The organism is Curtobacterium sp. NPDC089185, from assembly GCF_040685235.1.
GTDB lineage: Bacteria > Actinomycetota > Actinomycetes > Actinomycetales > Microbacteriaceae > Curtobacterium > Curtobacterium citri.
In genome coordinates this window covers 64809-84255 of record NZ_JBFBHK010000001.1, presented here as the reverse complement: position 1 = coordinate 84255, position 19447 = coordinate 64809, and the positions used below count along the sequence as shown (strand labels likewise).

The 19447-nt window shown below is 71.9% G+C and carries 19 protein-coding genes; 14 read left to right on the top strand and 5 right to left on the bottom strand.

The window, feature by feature from the left end:
- Window positions 1–3: 3 nt before the first annotated feature.
- Window positions 4–1218: a hypothetical protein gene (locus tag AB0N84_RS00415; RefSeq protein ID WP_363543025.1), complete on the bottom strand. Its 1215-nt coding sequence runs from the start codon at window positions 1216–1218 to the stop codon at window positions 4–6.
- 280 nt (window positions 1219–1498) lie between these two features.
- On the opposite strand from AB0N84_RS00415, the gene AB0N84_RS00410 reads away from it, so the two are divergent.
- Entirely contained in the window at window positions 1499–3772 is a 2274-nt protein-coding gene (locus AB0N84_RS00410) for a polyribonucleotide nucleotidyltransferase (protein ID WP_182047086.1), read from the top strand.
- A gap of 78 nt (window positions 3773–3850) precedes the next feature.
- On the opposite strand, the gene AB0N84_RS00405 is transcribed toward AB0N84_RS00410, so the two are convergent.
- Both AB0N84_RS00405 and AB0N84_RS00400 read right to left on the bottom strand, forming a co-directional pair.
- A complete protein-coding gene (locus AB0N84_RS00405) occupies window positions 3851–4384 on the bottom strand; it encodes a YbhB/YbcL family Raf kinase inhibitor-like protein (protein ID WP_182047085.1) in 534 nt (177 codons plus the stop codon).
- Between the two features lie 112 nt (window positions 4385–4496).
- Window positions 4497–5144, bottom strand: a complete 648-nt coding sequence (locus AB0N84_RS00400) for a TetR/AcrR family transcriptional regulator (RefSeq protein WP_363543022.1) — start codon at window positions 5142–5144, stop codon at window positions 4497–4499.
- A gap of 246 nt (window positions 5145–5390) precedes the next feature.
- On the opposite strand from AB0N84_RS00400, the gene AB0N84_RS00395 reads away from it, so the two are divergent.
- Window positions 5391–6725 carry a pitrilysin family protein gene (locus tag AB0N84_RS00395; protein WP_069713551.1) on the top strand — a complete coding sequence of 445 codons (1335 nt, stop codon included), beginning with the start codon at window positions 5391–5393 and terminating at the stop codon, window positions 6723–6725.
- 5 nt (window positions 6726–6730) lie between these two features.
- Window positions 6731–7333: a histidine phosphatase family protein gene (locus AB0N84_RS00390; protein ID WP_069713561.1), complete on the top strand. Its 603-nt coding sequence runs from the start codon at window positions 6731–6733 to the stop codon at window positions 7331–7333.
- A 51-nt stretch (window positions 7334–7384) separates the two neighbouring features.
- On the opposite strand, the gene AB0N84_RS00385 is transcribed toward AB0N84_RS00390, so the two are convergent.
- Complete coding sequence (locus AB0N84_RS00385) at window positions 7385–7873, bottom strand: GNAT family N-acetyltransferase (RefSeq protein WP_363543019.1); 489 nt, start codon at window positions 7871–7873, stop codon at window positions 7385–7387.
- A gap of 22 nt (window positions 7874–7895) precedes the next feature.
- Between AB0N84_RS00385 and AB0N84_RS00380 the strand changes: the two genes are divergently transcribed.
- Both AB0N84_RS00380 and AB0N84_RS00375 read left to right on the top strand, forming a co-directional pair.
- On the top strand, window positions 7896–8642 hold the full coding sequence (locus AB0N84_RS00380; protein ID WP_182047081.1) for a dihydrodipicolinate reductase C-terminal domain-containing protein: 747 nt from the start codon (window positions 7896–7898) through the stop codon (window positions 8640–8642).
- 54 nt (window positions 8643–8696) lie between these two features.
- On the top strand, window positions 8697–9122 hold the full coding sequence (locus AB0N84_RS00375; protein WP_182047091.1) for a tetratricopeptide repeat protein: 426 nt from the start codon (window positions 8697–8699) through the stop codon (window positions 9120–9122).
- Here AB0N84_RS00375 and AB0N84_RS00370 read toward each other — a convergent pair.
- Complete coding sequence (locus tag AB0N84_RS00370; protein ID WP_289457594.1) at window positions 9119–10030, bottom strand: TIGR01777 family oxidoreductase; 912 nt, start codon at window positions 10028–10030, stop codon at window positions 9119–9121. The two genes, AB0N84_RS00375 and AB0N84_RS00370, sit on opposite strands and share 4 nt — an antisense overlap.
- Before the next feature lie 59 nt (window positions 10031–10089).
- Between AB0N84_RS00370 and AB0N84_RS00365 the strand changes: the two genes are divergently transcribed.
- From AB0N84_RS00365 to AB0N84_RS00325, 9 genes are all read left to right on the top strand, one after another.
- Entirely contained in the window at window positions 10090–10914 is an 825-nt protein-coding gene (locus tag AB0N84_RS00365; protein WP_363543016.1) for a thymidylate synthase, read from the top strand.
- Window positions 10914–11438 (top strand): dihydrofolate reductase, encoded by a 525-nt coding sequence (locus AB0N84_RS00360; protein WP_363543014.1) that lies wholly within the window; start codon window positions 10914–10916, stop codon window positions 11436–11438. Before AB0N84_RS00365 ends, AB0N84_RS00360 begins: the two co-directional genes overlap by 1 nt.
- Window positions 11439–11643: 205 nt before the next feature.
- On the top strand, window positions 11644–12621 hold the full coding sequence (gene dapA / locus AB0N84_RS00355; protein ID WP_182047077.1) for a 4-hydroxy-tetrahydrodipicolinate synthase: 978 nt from the start codon (window positions 11644–11646) through the stop codon (window positions 12619–12621).
- Between the two features lie 47 nt (window positions 12622–12668).
- Window positions 12669–14345, top strand: coding sequence for a ribonuclease J (locus AB0N84_RS00350; RefSeq protein WP_182047076.1), 1677 nt, complete (start codon window positions 12669–12671; stop codon window positions 14343–14345).
- Between the two features lie 130 nt (window positions 14346–14475).
- Window positions 14476–17478 carry a DNA translocase FtsK gene (locus tag AB0N84_RS00345; protein WP_363543011.1) on the top strand — a complete coding sequence of 1001 codons (3003 nt, stop codon included), beginning with the start codon at window positions 14476–14478 and terminating at the stop codon, window positions 17476–17478.
- 4 nt (window positions 17479–17482) lie between these two features.
- Window positions 17483–18118, top strand: coding sequence for a CDP-diacylglycerol--glycerol-3-phosphate 3-phosphatidyltransferase (gene pgsA / locus AB0N84_RS00340; protein WP_363543009.1), 636 nt, complete (start codon window positions 17483–17485; stop codon window positions 18116–18118).
- Window positions 18115–18639 (top strand): nicotinamide-nucleotide amidohydrolase family protein, encoded by a 525-nt coding sequence (locus AB0N84_RS00335; protein ID WP_363543007.1) that lies wholly within the window; start codon window positions 18115–18117, stop codon window positions 18637–18639. Before pgsA ends, AB0N84_RS00335 begins: the two co-directional genes overlap by 4 nt.
- Window positions 18640–18794: 155 nt before the next feature.
- Window positions 18795–19103, top strand: a complete 309-nt coding sequence (locus AB0N84_RS00330) for a helix-turn-helix transcriptional regulator (RefSeq protein ID WP_144711146.1) — start codon at window positions 18795–18797, stop codon at window positions 19101–19103.
- Between the two features lie 66 nt (window positions 19104–19169).
- Window positions 19170–19394, top strand: a complete 225-nt coding sequence (locus AB0N84_RS00325; protein WP_069713542.1) for a DUF3046 domain-containing protein — start codon at window positions 19170–19172, stop codon at window positions 19392–19394.
- The last annotated feature ends 53 nt before the right edge of the window (window positions 19395–19447 follow it).

Genomic DNA, 19447 nt, shown 5'->3' with positions numbered 1-19447 from the left:
GGGTCAGTACCAGTGCGGGTTCTCGCTCATCTCGTGGTTCCACGCGGCGCAGGGGGAGCCGTAGGCGTCGTGGATGTACGCGAGCCCCCAGTCGATCTGGGTCGCGGCGTTCGTCCGCCAGTCCGCCCCCGCGACGGCCATCTTGCTCGCCGGCAGTGACTGCGGGATGCCGTAGGCCCCGCTCGAGGCGTTGAGCGCGTTCGCCCGCCAGCCGGACTCCTGGTTCCACAGCGACACGAGGCACGAGAACTGGTCGCCGCCCCACCCGTAGGAGCCGATGGCGCCGCGGGCGTACGCCTGCGCGCCGGCGGGGTCGACGGCGACGCCGTCCGTGCTCGGGTAGGACGTGCCCGATCCGCCGCTCGTGGCGGCGGGCGTGGACGCCGCTGCGGCAGCCGCGGCCGCCGATGCCGCGGCTGCCGCGGCGGCTCGTTCGCGGGCGCGCTGCTGTGCCGCCTTCTGGGCCGCGACCTGCACACCCAGCTCGTACCGCTGCTCGGTCTCGGCGGTCGTGTCCCGCAGTTCCGCGAGCTGGGCGTAGAGCTCGTCGCTGTGCTGCTGCGTGTCGGCGACGCTCCGTGCGGCCGCGTCCGAGGCGGAGCGGGCGTCGGCCGACCGTTCCTCGGCGGCGCGCGCGAGCGTCGTCCGCTCGGACTCGGCCCGCTCGGCCTGGTCGTGCAGGGCGGACGCGGTGTGTCCGGCGACCGAGGCCTCGTCGAGCACGCCCTCCCACGTCGTCGAGAGCTGGTCCATCGCTCCGAGCTGGTAGAGCAGCTGCCGGGGGTCGTCGGCGGTCGCGATCCGCGTCGTCATCGCGTTGCCGCTGCCGTCCCGGTACAGGGTGGCGGCGAGCTGGCCGGCTCGTTCCCGGGCGCGGGCCGCCGTCCGGTCGGCGCTGTCCGCCTGGGACCGGAGGCTCGTGGCCGCCTGGGTGGCGGAGGCCAGGTCCGCCGCGGCGCGGTCGGACGCCGCTGACGCCTCGAGCGCGGCCTGCGACTTCGCCGCCGCGTCGGCCTGCACGGACCGGAGGGCGGACTGCACCTTCGTGGCCTCGGCCGCCGCGGCCTGCTCGTTGCCCTTCGCCCGCTGCACGTCCTGCCAGCTCGGGTACTGCTGGGTGTCCGCCGTCGCGGGGAGGGCGGTGGCCACCGGGGCGACGAGCGCGCCGACGACCACGGCCGCCGCGACGAGCACGCCCCGCGAAGGGGTGAAGCGCATGGCGGCAGGCTACCGGGGACACGCCCGTTCGCCGGGAGCAACACCCGCGAGCGACCTGAGGACTGGTAAAGTCCTCCTCGTCCGGGGACCGTTTCCCCGGGCGTCACAACACACACTGCGCAGACCGGGCACGGAGCTGGTCATCGGTGGTGGCTCGCGGGCAGTCCGTCCGTCCCGAGTGCTTCTACTGCTGACCAGACATGCGTCCCGACCCCTCGGCGCGCACGCACCATCGAGTGCCGTCGCCCAGGTCTGCCGAACACGTCAAGGAGGCACCCTTTTGGAGGGTCCCGAGATCAAGTTCGCCGAGGCCGTCATCGACAACGGCAAGTTCGGCAAGCGCGTCGTCCGGTTCGAGACCGGCCGACTCGCACAGCAGGCCCAGGGCGCGGTCGCCGCGTACCTCGACGAGGAGACCATGCTCCTCTCGGCCACCAGCGCCGGCAAGCACCCGCGCGAGGGCTTCGACTTCTTCCCGCTGACGGTCGACGTCGAGGAGCGCTCGTACGCCGCGGGCAAGATCCCCGGCTCGTTCTTCCGCCGTGAGGGCCGTCCGAGCACCGAGGCGATCCTCGTCTGCCGTCTGATCGACCGGCCGCTGCGTCCGTCGTTCGTCGACGGCCTGCGCAACGAGGTCCAGATCGTCATCACCGTCCTGAGCATCGCGCCGGACGAGTTCTACGACGCGCTGGCGATCAACGCCGCGTCGGCGTCGACGCAGATCTCCGGTCTGCCGTTCTCCGGCCCGATCGCCGGTGTGCGCCTCGCCCTCATCGGCGACCAGTGGGTCGCGTTCCCGAAGGCCTCGCAGCTCGCCGAGGCCGTGTTCGACCTCACCGTCGCCGGGCGTGTCGTCACCGACGACCAGGGCAACGAGGACGTCGCGATCATGATGGTCGAGGCCGAGGCCACCGAACACGCCTGGGGTCTCATCCAGGGCGGCGCCACGAAGCCCGACGAGGCGATCGTCGCGCAGGGCCTCGAGGCGGCCAAGCCGTTCCTCAAGGTCCTCGTCGAGGCGCAGGCGAAGATGGCCGCGCAGTCGGCCAAGGAGATCCAGGACTACCCGGTCTTCCCGCCGTACGCCCCCGAGGTCTACGACGCCGTCGAGGCCATCGCCCTCGACGAGCTCAAGGACGTCTACCAGATCGCCGGCAAGCTCGAGCGTCAGGACAAGGACGACGCCCTCAAGGCCCGCGTGAAGGAGGCCGTCGCCGCCAAGGTCGAGGCCGGGGAGCTCCCCGACAGCGCCAACGGCCAGGTCAGCGCCGCCTACAAGTCGGTCACGAAGAAGGTCGTCCGCGGCCGCATCCTGACCGAGCAGGTCCGCATGGACGGTCGCGGTCTCGCCGACATCCGTCCGCTCGACGCCGAGGTCGCCGTGATCCCGCGCGTCCACGGTTCGGCGATCTTCCAGCGCGGCGAGACGCAGATCCTCGGCGTCACCACGCTGAACATGCTCAAGATGGAGCAGCAGATCGACTCGCTGTCGCCCGTCACGAAGAAGCGCTACCTGCACCACTACAACTTCCCGCCGTACTCGACGGGTGAGACCGGTCGTGTCGGTTCGCCGAAGCGTCGCGAGATCGGGCACGGCTTCCTCGCCGAGCGCGCCCTCGTGCCGGTGCTGCCGTCGCGCGAGGAGTTCCCCTACGCCATCCGTCAGGTGTCCGAGGCCCTCGGCTCCAACGGTTCGACGTCGATGGGCTCCGTCTGCGCCTCGACCCTGTCGCTCCTCAACGCCGGTGTGCCGCTGCGCGCGCCGGTCGCGGGCATCGCGATGGGCCTCGTCTCCGACACCGTCGACGGTCAGACCCGCTACGCGGCGCTGACCGACATCCTCGGTGCCGAGGACGCCCTCGGCGACATGGACTTCAAGGTCGCCGGTACCTCGGAGTTCGTCACGGCGATCCAGCTCGACACGAAGCTCGACGGCATCCCGTCGTCGGTGCTCGACGCCGCGCTGAAGCAGGCCAAGGAAGCGCGCTCCGCGATCCTCGGCGTGCTGACCGAGGCGATCGACGCCCCCGACGAGATGGCCGACACCGCCCCGCGCGTGATCTCGGTGCAGATCCCCGTCGACAAGATCGGCGAGCTGATCGGCCCGAAGGGCAAGACGATCAACGGCATCCAGGACGAGACCGGTGCCGACATCTCGATCGAGGACGACGGCACGGTCTACATCGGCGCCGTCGACGGTCCGTCGGCCGAGGCCGCCCGCGCCCAGGTCAACGCGATCGCGAACCCGACGAACCCGGAGATCGGGGACCAGTTCCTCGGCACGGTCGTCAAGATCGCGACGTTCGGTGCGTTCGTGTCGCTGCTCCCGGGCCGCGACGGTCTGCTCCACGTCTCCGAGGTCCGCAAGCTCGCCGGTGGCAAGCGCGTGGAGAACGTCGAGGACGTGCTCGGCGTCGGCCAGAAGATCCTGGTCGAGGTCACGAAGGTGGACGACCGCGGCAAGCTGTCGCTCGCGCCGGTCGTCGCCGACGAGGTGGACACCGAGGGCCGCGACGACCACGCGACCCACGCCGAGGCGCCCGCCGAGGGCTGATCCCCGGACACCCGAACGGCCGCCGCTCCTGCTGGAGCGGCGGCCGTTCGCCGTTGCGGGCCGTGTGGGCGGTGCGGGTCAGGACGCGGGGGTCTCCTGCGTGCCCATCAGCTGCGCGCGGCCGAGCAGGTGCTCGCGGAGCACGAAGCCGACGACCGCCGGGGTGGCGTCCGCCGGGGCCTCGAGCACGGGGACGTCGAGCGCGCTGAGCGTGAAGAAGTACCGGTGCGGACCGTGGCCGGCGGGCGGTGCGGCACCGAGGAACGTGTCGGTGCCGTACTCGTTGCGGCGGCGCAGGGCCTCCGCGGGCAGCAGCGCGTCGTCCGTCCCGGCGCCCTGCGGCAGCGAGGTCGCCGAGGCCGGCAGGTCCGTGAGGCTCCAGTGCCAGAAGCCCGAACCGGTCGGGGCGTCGGGGTCGTACACGGTGAGCACGTAGCTCTGGGTGCCCTCGGGCGCGCCCTCCCACTCGAGGGCGGGGGAGCGGTCCTCGCCACCACCGCCGGCGTCGGAGCCGCGTGCCCAGTCGGGCAGGACGCCGCCGTCGGTGAAGTCGGGGCTGGACAGGGTGAAGGACGGGACCTCCGGGAGGTTCCAGTTGGGGTCGTTGGCCATGTGCCCAGCCAACACCCGGGCCCTGGTGCGTGGGTGGGACGCCACGGGAGGCGCGTGGCGGCGCCGCCACGCGCCTCCCGTCCGTCAGGTGGCCACCGTCAGGCGGTCAGCGTCAGACGGTCAGGACCCGTTCGGCGACCCGGCCGAGCGCCGCCGTCGCCGCGATCGCGTCGCCGGCGTACGCACCGGCCATCGCGCCGTCGCGCGCGAGCATGAGCTCGTCGGCGCCGTCGCCCGCGAGCGGGTGTCCGGCACGCTGCAGCAACGACGCGAGCTGCTCGGTGTACCAGTCGCGGTGCGCGGCGACGACCTGGCGGACCGGGTCGCGCGGGTCGTGGTACTCGGCAGCGGCGTTGAGGAAGGCGCAGCCGCGGAACTCGGAGCGGCCGACCTCGTCGGAGACGGCGGCGACCCACGCGCGGACGGCGTCCGTCGGGCTGTCCGCGTCCGAAACGAGCTGCTCGAAGGCGCGCTGGACCCGCTCGTCCTGCGACCGGATGTAGGCCAGGATCAGGTTGTCCTTCGACCCGTAGTGCTTGTAGAACGTCGCCTTCGTGACGCTGGCCTCGGAGATGAGGCGGTCGACGCCGACGCCGCGGATGCCTTCCTCGTAGAAGAGCCGCGTCGCGGTCTCGAGGATGCGGACCTTCGCGCCGCCGGAACGGGGAGCCGGGGGGACGCTCGACCCGTCCGGCGACGCGAGGTTCGTGCTCGGGCCCGGGAGACGCTGGACGGCCGGTTGGGGGGAATCGACCGTCACAGCGCTGCTCCTCGGACTCATCGGCTCCGCGGGGGAGTGGGGGGACTCCCGCGCGCAGGACTGATGTCCCGAGCCACCGGGTCGGAATCTAGGGGGGCTTCCGACCCGATGGAAGAAACTGTACCACAGGGAGGACAGACAGACGAGTCTTTCTATCCTCACTCGATGTACCCCACTTCGAGGCACGTGGGTCCGGGCTGGGGAAACTGGGCAGCGGGCCGTGGCGGATCAGTAGGCTCCTACCCGATGAACCAGCCAGTGCCGTTGCCGCTCGGGTCGCAGGACACGTCGTTCCTGACGTCCGGCGGCGCATTCGTCCGTCGAACCGTGTTGTCGTCCGGGGTCCGGGTCCTGACCGAGTCGGTCCCGGGGGCGAGCTCGACGAGCCTCGGCTTCTGGGTCGGTGTCGGCTCCCGCGACGAGCGCGAGGGGCAGTTCGGCTCGACGCACTTCCTGGAGCACCTGCTCTTCAAGGGCACCGCGAGCCGGAGCGCCCTGGACATCGCGATCGCGTTCGACTCCGTCGGTGGCGAGCACAACGCTGCCACCGCGAAGGAGTACACCTGCTACTACGCACGCGTGCGGGACACCGACGTCCCGATGGCGGTGGAGGTGATCGGCGACATGGTGACCGGCTCGGTGCTCGAGGCCGACGCGTTCGACGTCGAGCGCGGGGTCATCCTCGAGGAACTTGCGATGGCCGCGGACGACCCGGCGGACGTCGCTGGCGAGGCCTTCTTCGCCGCCGCCTTCGACGGGCACCCGCTGGGCCGTCCGATCGGCGGCACCCCGGAGAGCATCCGCGCCGTCGGCCGCGACGAGGTGCTCGACCACTACCGCGAGCACTACGCGCCGAACGGCATCGTCGTGACGGCCGCCGGTGCCGTGGACCACGACCGCTTCCGCGAGCTCGTCGAGCGGGTCTTCCGTGACGCCCCGAAGGCGTCGCCGCTCGCCCGTCGGACCCCGCAGCCCGTCGCCGACCCCGCCGTGCCGCGCCTCACCGTCGCGCACCGTCCGACCGAGCAGGTCAGCATGCTCCGCGGGTCGCAGGGCCTCGACCTGCGTGACGACCGGCGACCGGTGCTCAGCGTGCTCAACGCCGTGCTCGGTGGCGGCATGAGCTCCCGGCTGTTCCAGGAGGTCCGGGAGCGTCGCGGACTGGCCTACGCCGTCTCGTCGTTCGCGCCGGCGTACCTCGACAACGGCGCGTTCGGCGTGTACGCCGGGTGCGCGCCGGACAACGTCGCCGGGGTCGTCGAGATCATCGACGCCGAGTTCGCCCGCATGGTCGACGACGGCATCACGGAGGACGAGCTCCGACGCGCGAAGGGGCAGATCGAGGGGGCGCTGACCCTCTCGCTCGAGGACTCCGACGCCCGCATGACCCGGCTCGGGCGCTCCGAGCTCGGCACGGGCGAGTTCACCGACCTCGGCACCGCGCTGCAGCGGGTCGACCGCGTGACCGCCGCCGACGTGCTCGACCTCGCGCGGGACCTGCTCACCCGTCCGACGATCACCTCGGTCGTCGGCGCGGTCGAGCGGGACCGACTCGCCGCCGCCATCGGTGCCGAGGGGTGACGGACGTGTCCCACTACCTGTACCTCGTGCGCCACGGTGAACACCAGGACGCCGAGCACGGGCTCCGCGACGGCAAGCTGTCCGAGCGGGGCAAGCGCCAGGCGATGCTCGTCGCCGACCGGCTCGGCGGGGTGCCCTTCGACGGCGTGTACCACTCGCCGCTCGACGCCCCGAGCGAGACGGCGTCGTTCCTCGCGCAGCGGCTGCCGGCCGTCCAGCCCGAGGCGTCCACGCTGCTCTTCGACTGCATCCCCTCTGGTCCGACCCCGGACATGCCGCACGCCTACCAGGGTTGGTACGGCGGCGTGACCGAGGAGGAGATCGTCGCCGGACAGGCGCAGATGGGCGACGCGGTCGCAGAGTGGTTCACCCCCGCGCGCGAGGACCGGCACGACCTGCTCATCACCCACAACGCGGTGATCGGGTGGTTCGTGCGCGAGGCGTTCCAGGCCCCGGAGTGGCGCTGGATGGGAACGAACGTCGCGCACACCGCGCTGACGATCATCCGCATCCGCTCCGCGAAGCCGGCCGAGGTCGTCACGCTCAACGACCTGGCGCACCTGCCCGTCGAGTTGCGCACGGGCCTGCCGGTCGACCAGCCCGTCTAGCGTCCGGCGTCCGGCGTCCGGGCGGGCACCGGCCTGGAGGCGCTGCTCGCCTCAGCGCACCGGCTTGCGGTACCAGGCGGTCGCGTTCGGGTTCTCGTTGAACCGTTCGACCCGCTGGTAGCCCCGACTCCGGTACATCGCACCCGCGGCGACCAGGGAGTCGTTCGTGTCGAGGACCACGCTCGTGGCACCGAGGTCCCGCGCCGCCTGCTCGAGCGCGTCCATGAGCGCGGTCGCGACACCCCGTCCGCGTCCGTCAGGGGTGACGTAGACGTGCTTGACCTCGAACCGGACGTCGTCGCCGTCGTCCGCGATCCGCCGGAGGCCGCCGCAGCCGACCGGGACCGCGGTGCCGTCCGCGGTGTCGACCGCGAGCGCGAAGGTGCCGTCCGGGGCGACGAACTCGGCCGCCGGGGTGCGCTTGCGCGTGTAGGAGCCCTGCGCGCTCGGGAACGTCGCCTCGCGCTCGTCGAGGTAGGCGTCGAGCAGGGCGTCCACCTCGGGGGCGTCGGCGGGCACGGACCTGACCTGGAGCGACATGGGTCGATCCTAGGATGGGGGCATGGTCACTCCCGTCGCCGTCGTCGGCGCCACCGGTCGTCTCGGGGGCCTCGTGGCCTCCGTCGTGGAGTCGCTCGACGGCTTCGAGCTCGTCGCGTCGCTGTCCTCGAAGGACGCCGTGCACGAGGCGCCGCCGTCGGTGTTCGGGGGAGCTGCCGTCGTGGTGGACGTGACCGTGCCGGCGCTCAGCCCGGCGATCGTCGAGCACGCGCTGGCGAGCGGCGCGAACGTGCTCGTGGGGACCTCCGGCTGGTCGCTCGACCGGCTGGCGTCGCTCCGTGCCGGGCTCGAGGACCGGCCCGAGCAGGGCGTCCTCGTCGTGCCGAACTTCTCCATCGGCTCCGTGCTCGCGACGCACCTGGCCACCATCGCCGCGCCGTGGTTCCCGTCCGTCGAGATCGTCGAGACGCACCACGCGGGCAAGATCGACAGCCCGTCGGGCACCGCCGTGCGCACCGCGGAGCTGATCGCCGACGCCCGGCGCGACGTGGGCCCGGTCGACGCCCCCCACGTGGACCAGCGCGCCCGTGGGCAGCAGGTCGCGAGCGTCCCGATCCACTCGCTCCGGCTGCCCGGCGTGAAGGCCGTGCAGGACGTGCTCCTGAGCGGCCCGGGCGAGACCGTCACGATCCGCCACGACACGAACGACGACGTCGCGTACGTCGCCGGCATCCGCGCCGCGCTGTCCGCCGTGGTCGGTGCCCGCGGGCTCACCGTCGGGCTCGGTAGCGTCCTCGGCGTGGGCTGAGCCGTGTCGACGCTCTGGCGGTCGCTCCGCTCCCCGTTCTGGGGCGCCGCGCTGATGACCCTGCTCCTCGCGCTCTACATCGTGCTCGTGGGCCAGCGCGCGGTCGCGTTCGTCCGCACCGGGCAGCCGATCGGCATCGGCATCGGCGTGGCCCTGTTCGTCGTCGCCGCGATCGGCGCGCTGCTCCTCGTGCTCGAACTGCGCTTCGGCGTGCGCATCACCCGGCTCGGCGCGCGGCTGGAACGGGAGGGCGGCACCCCGGACGACGTCGTCCCCGTCCGTCCGTCGGGCCGCCCCACCCGCGAGGCCGCCGACGAGCTCTTCCCGCGGTACCGGGACGCGGTCGAGGCAGATCCCGACGACTGGCGGGGGTGGTACCGGCTCGGGGTCGTCTACGACGCCGCCGGTGACCGGAAGCGTGCCCGGGCGGCGATGCGGACCGCGCTCGCCAGGGCGGACCGGACCGCCAGGGCCGGCTAGAACGCGGCGTCGACCGCGTCCTCGGCGCGCTCGTACCGGAACCGGTAGCCGGACTCGGTGAGCTTCCGCGGGACCATGCGCTGGCTCGAGAGCAGCATCTCGTCCGCGGCCTGGCGGAGCAGCGTCCGCAGCGCGAAGGCGGGCACGCTGAACAGGTAGGGCCGGTGCAGGTCCTCGGCGACCCGGCGCGTGATCCGGGTCGCGACCGCTGCCTCCGGTCCCGCCAGGTTGACCGGTCCCGTCACCCCGGCCGCGTCCGGACTGGTGGCGAGGTGGACGATCGCGCCCACCTCGTCCTCGAGGGCGATCCAGGGCCAGAACTGCCCGCCGGTGCCGAGCTTCCCGCCGAGGCCCGCCTTCGTCAGCGGCACGAGTGGCGCCAGCGCGCCACCGCCCTGTCCGACGACGATCCCGGTGCGGAGCAGCACGACGCGGACCCCCTCGGGAGCGGCGGTCGCGGCGGCCTCCCACCGGGTGCAGACCTCCGCGAGGAAGCCCGTGCCCGCGGTCGCGTCGTCGTCGAGGACGTCGACCGGGCGGTCGCCGTAGACGCCCGACGCCGACCCGGACAGGAAGAGCGCCGGGGGCGTCGTGGCGTGCCGCATCGCCTCGACGAGGGTCTCGGTGGCGTGCACCCGGGAGTCGAGGATCTCACGCTTGTACGACTCGGTCCACGGCAGCTTGCCGATGTTCGCGCCGGCGAGGTTGACCACGACGTCGGCACCGTCGAGGATCGCGGGGTCGAGCGGGCGGGTGCCGGGGGACCAGCGGAACTCGGACGCCGAGCGCGGGGCGCGGCGCACCAGGGTCGTGACGTGGTGTCCGGCGTCGCGCAGGGCACGGACGAGGGGGGTCCCGATGAAGCCGGACGCACCGGCGACGAGGATCGAGAGCGGCTGGGTCGACATGACCGCCACGGTACTCACGAGTCTTCGGCACTTCCCGCTGGACGACGTATGGTCGTCTGGTGACCGAGACCGTGCAGCCCGACCCCACCGTCCCCACCCCCTACGAGGACCTGCTGCGCCGGGTGCTCGAGGAGGGGACGCCCAAGGGTGACCGCACCGGCACCGGGACCCGCAGCATCTTCGGGGCGCAGCTCCGCTACGACCTGTCGCAGGGCTTCCCGCTCGTGACCACCAAGCGCGTGCACTTCAAGTCGGTCGCGTACGAGCTGCTCTGGTTCCTCCGCGGCGACGGCAACGCCCGCTGGCTGCAGGAGCACGGCGTCCGGATCTGGAACGAGTGGGCGGACGAGGACGGCGACCTCGGTCCGGTCTACGGCGTGCAGTGGCGCTCGTGGCCGACGCCCTCGGGCGAGCACGTCGACCAGATCGCGCAGGTGATCGAGCAGATCCGGACGAACCCGGACTCGCGGCGACTCATCGTCTCGGCGTGGAACGTCGCCGACGTGCCCGGCATGGCCCTCGCCCCGTGCCATGCCTTCTTCCAGTTCTACGTCGTCGACGGCAAGCTCTCGTGCCAGCTCTACCAGCGGAGCGCGGACATGTTCCTCGGCGTGCCGTTCAACATCGCCTCCTACGCGCTGCTCACGCACATGATCGCGGCCCAGACCGGGCTCGAGGTCGGCGACTTCGTGTGGACCGGCGGCGACTGCCACGTCTACGACAACCACGTCGACCAGGTCCGTGAGCAGCTGTCCCGTACGGCGTACCCGTACCCGACGCTCGAGATCGCACCGCGTGACTCGATCGACGACTACGAGTACGAGGACTTCTCCGTCGTCGGCTACGAGCACCACCCGGCGATCAGGGCCGCGGTCGCCGTCTGATGACCGGGACAGGCGCTTCCGGCTGGACCGAGCCCGTCCGCGGCGTCGGCATGGTGTGGGCGCGCACCGCCTCCGGGGTGATCGGTGCCGACGGTGGGATCCCGTGGCACGTGCCCGAGGACCTCGCGCACTTCCGGCAGGTGACCGGTGACGGTGTCGTCGTGATGGGTCGCCGAACGTGGGACTCGCTGCCGCCGCGCTTCCGTCCGCTGCCCGGACGCCGGAACGTCGTGCTCACGCGCGACGCGTCGTGGTCCGCCGAGGGCGCGGAGGTCGTGCACGACCTGGCGTCCGCGCTCGACACCGACGAGCCGGTGTGGGTGATCGGCGGGGGAGCGGTGTACGCCGACGCCCTGCCCTTCGCCGATCGGGTCTCCGAGACGATCGTCGACCTCGACGTACCGGGCGACACCCGCGCGCCCGCGCTCGACGACGCGTGGGAGCTCGTCGACGAGGGCCCGTGGCAGGAGTCCCGCGTCGACCGCACCCGCTACCGCTTCCTGGAGTGGCGCCGCCGCGCGTAGCGCGCCGCGCCGCTCGCGGTGCAACGTGCTCGCGCACGACCGGAAGCACGTCGCACCACGCGATCCCGCGGCGCGACGTGCTTCCGGTCGTGCAGCGTGGCGGGGGCGAGCCGCGCCTCCCGACCGCGCCTCCCGACCGTCCGGGAGCCGCGCACCGTCCGACCGGACGGCAGCCGCGGCGCGCATCCCCGGTACGCTGGTGCGCGTGTCCCAGCGTGAGAATCCCTTCGGTCAGGTCCTCGTCGCCCTCGTGACGCCGTTCACGGCCGACGGCGAGGTCGACTGGCCCGGCGTCGAGCAGCACATCGACGACTGCATCACGGCCGGCGCCGACGGCATCGTCGTGACCGGGACCACGGGCGAGACGAGCACGCTGACCGACCCGGAGAAGCTCCGACTGGTCGAGGTCGGCAAGTCCGTGGCCGCCGGTCGGGCGAAGATCATCACCGGCGGCGGCTCGAACGAGACCGCGCACGCGATCCACCTCTACAAGCAGAGCGAGCGGGCCGGAGCGGACGGCGTCATGATCGTCACGCCGTACTACAACAAGCCCACCCAGGCGGGCGTGCTCACGCACTTCCGGATGATCGCGGACGCCACCGACCTGCCGGTCATCCTGTACGACATCCCGGGGCGCACGGGCATCCCGATCACCTACGAGACCCTCGTGCGGGCGTCGAAGCACCCGAACATCCTCGCGGTGAAGGACGCCAAGGGCGACTTCGCCGAGGTCTCCCGGGTGCTGAACAACACCGACCTCATGTACTTCTCCGGCGACGACACGAACGTGCTCCCGCACCTGTCGATCGGCGCGACCGGGCTCATCGGCGTGACGGCGAACATCACGTCGACCCCGTACCGCACGATCGTCGACGCCGTGAACCGCGGCGACCTCGCGACCGCCACCGCCGAGCACAAGCGCGTCGAGCCGCTCGTCCGCGCGATCATGACCCACGTGCCGGGCACCGTCGCCGCGAAGTACGTGCTGCACGGGCTCGGGCGCATCGGCAGCCCGCGGGTCCGCCTGCCGCTCGTCGGCCCCGAGGACACCGAGGCCTACGCCATCGAGACCTCCCTCGAAGCGGTCCGGGACATCCCGGGCGCCGACTTCTCGAACTTCCGCCCGGACCGCAACGCGGCGGCCGGCGGCGCACTGCCGAAGGTGCCAGGCACCACACGTTAGGAAGACCGCGGCTCGCCCGGAGCGCGTCGCACGACAGTCAGGACCGAATGCCCACCCAGATCTCCACACCGCAGCCGCTCGAACCCGGCACCCTCCGCGTGATCCCCGTCGGGGGTCTCGGCGAGATCGGTCGCAACATGACCGTGTACGAGTTCGACGGCAAGCTGCTCGTCGTCGACGCCGGCGTGCTCTTCCCCGAGGAGCACCAGCCGGGCGTCGACCTCATCCTCCCCGACTTCGGGCCGATCCGGGACCGCCTCGACGACGTCCTCGGCGTCGTGCTCACCCACGGGCACGAGGACCACATCGGCGCCGTGCCGTACCTGCTCAAGCTCAAGGGCGACATCCCCCTGATCGGCTCCACCCTGACGCTCGCACTCGTCGAGGCGAAGCTCAAGGAGCACCGGATCAAGCCCTACACGCTCGTCGTGCAGGAGGACCAGACGGAGCAGCTCGGCCCGTTCCACCTCGAGTTCGTCGCCGTGAACCACTCCATCCCGGACGCCCTCGCCGTCGCGATCACGACCCCCGCCGGTCGGGTCCTGCACACGGGCGACTTCAAGATGGACCAGCTCCCGCTCGACGACCGCATCACCGACCTCCGTGCCTTCGCGCGGCTCGGTGAGCAGGGCGTCGACCTGTTCCTGCCGGACTCGACCAACGCCGACGTGCCGGGCTTCACCGCCCCGGAGCGCGACATCGGTCCGGTCCTCGAGAACATCATCACGCGCGCCCGCAAGAAGGTCGTCGTCGCGAGCTTCTCATCGCACGTGCACCGCGTGCAGCAGGTCCTCGACGCCGCGGCCGCGGCGAACCGCAAGGTCGCCTTCATGGGCCGGTCGATGATCCGCAACATGACGATCGCCGCCGAGCTCGGCTACCTGCGGGTGCCGGAGAACGTGCTCATCGACACGAAGAAGGCGAAGAACGTCCCCGACGACCAGATCGTCTACATGTCGACCGGGTCGCAGGGCGAGCCGATGGCCGTCCTCGCGCGCATGGCGAACCTCGAGCACCAGATCGAGATCGGCGAAGGCGACACCGTCATCCTGGCGTCGAGCCTCATCCCGGGCAACGAGAACGCCGTCTACCGCGTGATCGACGGGCTGACGAAGCTCGGCGCGAAGGTCGTGCACAAGGGCAACGCCAAGGTCCACGTCTCCGGACACGCCTCGGCCGGCGAGCTGCTCTACTGCTACAACATCCTGCGACCGAAGAACGTGCTGCCCGTGCACGGCGAGCACCGCCACCTGTACGCCAACGCGGACCTCGCGATCCAGACGGGCGTGCCGCCGCGGAACGTCATCCTCGGGCAGGACGGCATCGTCGTCGACCTGAAGGACGGCGAGGTCACCGTGGCGGGTCAGCTCGACATCGCGTACGTGTACGTGGACGGTTCGACCGTCGGCGAGATCACCGACGCCGACCTCAAGGACCGTCGCGTCCTGGCGGAGGAGGGGTTCATCTCCGTCTTCTGCGCCGTCGACTTCACCACCGGCCAGTGCGTCGTCGGACCGGAGATCCAGTCGCGTGGCTTCGCCGAGGACGACTCGGTCTTCGACGACGTCCGTCCGCAGATCGCCAAGGCGATCGCGGAGGCGGCCGCGAACGGCACCCGCGACGCGCACGCCTTCAGCCAGGTGGTCCGCCGGACCGTCGGCCGCTGGGTGAACACGAAGCACCGGCGTCGGCCGATGATCGTGCCGGTGGTCATCGAGGCGTAGGCACCGCGCAGCAGCCGGCCGGGAGGCACGGCGAGCGTTCCCCGCGGACGCTCGCCGTGCCTCCCGGCCGTTCCGCTCCCGGTGGCGGGGCGTCCACGGAATGTCCCGGACGGGGATTAGGGTCTGTCCCATGGCCGGAGGCACCAAGTCGACCACGCGCGCACGCGCGTCCACGTCGTCCCGCGGGAGCGGGGCGCGCGGTTCGTCGCGCACGCAGGCCACGACGAAGAAGCTGCCGCAGGCCGCACCAACCCCGGTGTTCCGCGAGCAGAACCCGCTCGTGACCACCTGGCTCGCGATGGCGCACGGCGTCGGCGCGCTGTTCCGGCTGCTCGGCAAGGAGACCCTGGCTCCCGAGGAACGGCGCGACGGCTTCCCGTTCCTGCTCTTCGTGCTCGCCATCGCCGGGGCCGTGGTCGAGTGGCTCAACCCGACGAACCCCGTGTCGATCGGCCTCGACGCGTACACGTTCGGCGGGCTGTTCGGCCGGCTGGCGTTCGCGCTGCCCGTGATCATGGTCGTCTTCGCGGGCTGGCTCTTCCGCCACCCGGCGTCCGTGCACGACAACACCCGGATCGGCATCGGGCTCGGGCTCATGCTCGTCTCGATCGCCTCGCTCTGCCACGTGTTCGGCGGGCAGCCGAGCGCCGCCGACGGCATGGTCGCCCTCGCCGCCGCGGGTGGCGTGCTCGGGTGGGTCGTCATCAGCTGGCTCGTCGCCGTCGCGACCGTGTGGGTCGCGGTGCCGGTCGCCGTGCTGCTCCTCGTGCTCTCGCTGTTCATCATCACGAAGACGCCGCCGAACAAGACCGGTCGGCGACTCCACGAGCTCTACGCGTACCTGTTCGGTGCGCCCGCGCCGGTCGACGCGGCCGAGGTCGACGCCGAGGACGCCCCGGCGCCGGCGGCCCCGCGTGCCCGGACGTCGAAGCGCCGGACGAAGGACCAGACCGACTTCCCGCTGTTCGAGGACATCGGGTTCGAGGACGAGCGGGCCGCCGCCGACGGCGACGAGGCCGAGAACACGATCCCCTGGTGGCGCCGGAACAAGTCCGGGCGCGAGGAGGACCCGGCGTACGACAGCCCCGTCCTGCCCGCGGCGGGTGCGCCGGCCGCCCCGGCTGCCGGTGCGAGCGCGGGTGCTGCCGCGGCGTCCCAGAACGCGGGCGCGGCCGCCGGGCTCGTCGACCACACCCCGGCCGAGCCCGCCTCGGTCAACCTCAACGACTCCGCCGAGCAGGACACCGTGCACGGGGCGGCGGAGGTCGAGCAGGACCTCGCCGTCGCCGAGCAGGCCCTGCGCGACTTCGGCACGCCCGTCCCCGAGCAGCCCGCCGCGGTCGCACGCCCCGAGGCCGCCGTCGTCCCGAGCGGCACCGGGCCCGTGGTCTCGCCGACCGCGCCCGAGCCGGCGTCCGAGGGGCTGCCGTCGGCCGACGCCGCCGACGAGGACCCGGCCGCCCCGTACCGCCTGCCCGCGGCCACGACGCTCAGCGCCGGGACGCCCTCGGTGGCCCGGAGCCAGGCCAACGACGACATCGTCGCCGCGATCACCGGCGTGCTCACCGAGTTCAAGGTCGACGCGAAGGTCACCGGCTTCTCGCGAGGGCCGACGGTGACCCGGTACGAGATCGAGCTCGGCCCGGGCGTCAAGGTCGAGCGCGTCACGGCCCTGTCGAAGAACCTCTCCTACGCCGTCGCCTCGAACGAGGTCCGGATCCTGTCGCCGATCCCGGGCAAGAGCGCGATCGGCGTCGAGATCCCGAACACGGACCGCGAGATCGTCTCCCTCGGCGACGTGCTCCGGTCCGGCGCCGCCACGAAGTCGAAGCACCCGATGACCATCGGCGTCGGCAAGGACGTCGAGGGCGGCTTCGTCGTCGCGAACCTCGCGAAGATGCCGCACCTGCTCGTCGCCGGTTCGACCGGTTCCGGCAAGTCGGTCTTCATCAACTCGATGATCACCTCGCTGCTCATGCGCGCGAAGCCGTCCGAGGTCCGCATGGTCCTCGTCGACCCGAAGCGCGTCGAGCTCTCGATCTACGCGGGTGTGCCGCACCTCATCACCCCCATCATCACGAACCCGAAGAAGGCGGCCGAGGCGCTGCAGTGGGTCGTGAAGGAGATGGACATGCGGTACGACGACCTCGCGTCGTTCGGCTTCCGGCACGTCGACGACTTCAACAAGGCCGTCCGGAACGACGAGATCGTGCTGCCCGCGGGCAGCGAGCGGAAGCTCAAGCCGTACCCGTACCTGCTCGTCGTCGTCGACGAGCTCGCGGACCTCATGCTCGTCGCGCCGCGCGACGTCGAGGAGTCGATCGTCCGCATCACCCAGCTCGCGCGTGCCGCCGGCATCCACCTCGTGCTCGCCACGCAGCGCCCGTCGGTCGACGTCATCACCGGCCTCATCAAGGCCAACGTGCCGTCGCGCGTGGCCTTCGCGGTCACGAGCGTCACGGACTCCCGGGTCATCCTCGACCAGCCGGGTGCCGACAAGCTCATCGGGCAGGGCGACGGGCTCTTCCTGCCCATGGGGTCGTCGAAGGCCGTGCGCGTGCAGGGCGCCTGGGTGCAGGAGAGCGAGGTCGCCGAGGTCGTCGCGCACGTCACCCGGCAGGCCCGACCCGAGTACCGCCAGGACGTCCAGGCCGTGGTCGAGCGCAAGGAGATCGACGCCGACATCGGCGACGACCTCGAGCTCCTGCTCGCGGCGGTCGAGCAGGTCGTCTCGACGCAGTTCGGCTCCACGTCGATGCTGCAGCGCAAGCTCCGCGTCGGGTTCGCGAAGGCCGGACGCCTCATGGACCTCATGGAGTCCCGCGACATCGTCGGCCCGTCCGAGGGGTCGAAGGCCCGCGACGTGCTCGTCACGCCCGACCAGCTGCCGGGCGTGCTCGCCAAGCTCCGCGGCGAGGAGCCGCCGGCCGCGGCGTCCGCGCCGGTCGGGTCGGGAGGCCCGGCACCCGCCGACGGGTCGGGTGCGGCTGCGAGCGTGGTGGCCTCCGGCACGGCCGGCGCCGACGACGACCGGTACGGCTCGGACCCGGTGGCGGACATGACCCGCGGGTACCCTGAGGTCGAGGACGAGGGTCCGGACGAGGACGCATGGGGCCTGACGGGCAGGGAGTGAGCGCATGACCAGCTCGGAGACCACACACGGCGCACGGTTCCCGTGGCGCGGACGGCTCCTCCGCAAGGGGGAGGGCCCGGCCTCGACGGCGAACGTCGCGAACGTCATCACGGTGGTGCGCATCCTCATGGCGCCCCTCTTCTTCGTGATGCTGCTCGCCGACGGCGGCCAGGACACGTCGCTGCGCGTGTGGGCCGCGGTCGTGTTCGTCGTCGCGATCGTCACGGACAGCGCGGACGGCATCATCGCCCGCCGTCAGAACCTGGTGACCGACTTCGGCAAGCTCGTGGACCCGATCGCCGACAAGGTGCTCATCGGGGGAGCCCTCGTCGCCCTCTCGATCCTCGGCGAGCTGCCCTGGATCGTCACGGTCCTCATCATGGTCCGCGAGATCGGCATCACCGTCTTCCGGTTCGCGGTGCTGTCCGACCGGGTCATCCCGGCGAGCCGCGGCGGCAAGATCAAGACCGTGCTGCAGGCCGTGGCGATCACCCTCGCGCTGTTCCCGTGGTGGAACGTGGTCGGTGACCTGGCGCACTGGGTCAACGGCATCCTCATGACGGCGGCGCTGCTGGCGACCGTGCTCAGCGGTGCCGACTACCTGTGGCAGGCGTGGAAGCACAACCGCACGGGCGCATGACCGCCACGGGCTCCGGCACGGACGGCGACCTGGCAGCGGTGGCGCGGACGCTCGTCGCGCGACTGACCGCGCGGGGCGAGACCGTCGGCGTCGCCGAGTCGCTGACCGGTGGACTCGTCGTCGCGACGCTCGTCGGCGTGCCGGGGGCCAGCGCCGTCGTGCACGGCGGCGTCGTCGCGTACGCCACACCGGTGAAGACGACGCTCCTCGGGGTCTCCGCCGAGCTGCTCGCGGCGAACGGGGCGGTCGACCCGGAGGTGGCGCGCCAGATGGCCGCGGGCGTCCGCACCGCCGTGGCGGTCGACGGTCGACCGGCGACGTGGGGGATCAGCACCACGGGTGTCGCCGGGCCGGACCCGCAGGACGGCAAGCCCGTCGGCACGGTCTTCGTCGGCATCGCGTCCGCCGAGCGCGCCGAGGCCGTCGAACTGCACCTCGACGGGGACCGCGGAGCAATCCGCGAGGCCACCGTCTCCGAACTCCTGACACGGATGTCGGCCGAGGTCGGCAGCGGGGAATAGGCCCTGTTGCCACTGGGTTACATCCCACGCAATCTCCAGCAGGACAGCAGTTGCCGTGGTTAGCATGCTGCGAACGGCAACGCTACTGTTGCTGAACCCGACCAAGGTCACCGGGACCGGGGCGGGCGCGGAGACGACAGAGAGGAGGAGTCCACATGGTTCTCGTTCGTCAGGAGATCGGCGACGTGCTGCGGGACTTCCGCTTGCAGAAGGGCCGGACCCTCCGTCAGGTCGCGTCCAAGGCCAGCGTTGCTCTCGGGTACCTCAGCGAGGTGGAGCGTGGTCAGAAGGAGGCCAGCTCCGAGATCCTCGCATCGGTGGCCGACGCACTCGACACCCCGATCTCGACCATCATGCGTGAGGTCGGAGACCGTCTCGCGGTCGTCGAGGGACTCACCGCGGTCCCCGACACGCTGCCCGACGACCTCGTCGCCGAGTTCGACAACGACCTCGCGGTGCGCTGACGCACCGCTGCACACGAACGCCCTCGCCGGTCCGCCGGCGGGGGCGTTCGTCGTTACGCTGGTCCGATGCGCGTGAGTGAGTTCTGGCGAGCCGTCGACCAGGTGTTCGGGGAGGCCTACGGCGCCGTGGTGTCGCGCGACGTCGTGCTCGAGGACCTCGGTGGTCGCTCGGCCGCGGACGCGCTCGACGCCGGCATCGACGCCCGGCGGGTGTGGGAGGCGCTCTGCGACTCGCAGGACGTCCCCCTCGACAAGCGGCACGGCAAGGGGCTCGCGGAGCCGCGCGACTGAGCTCGGCGACCCCAGGCCGCGTCCGAACGTCTGTTCGGCGTGTTGCTCGAACG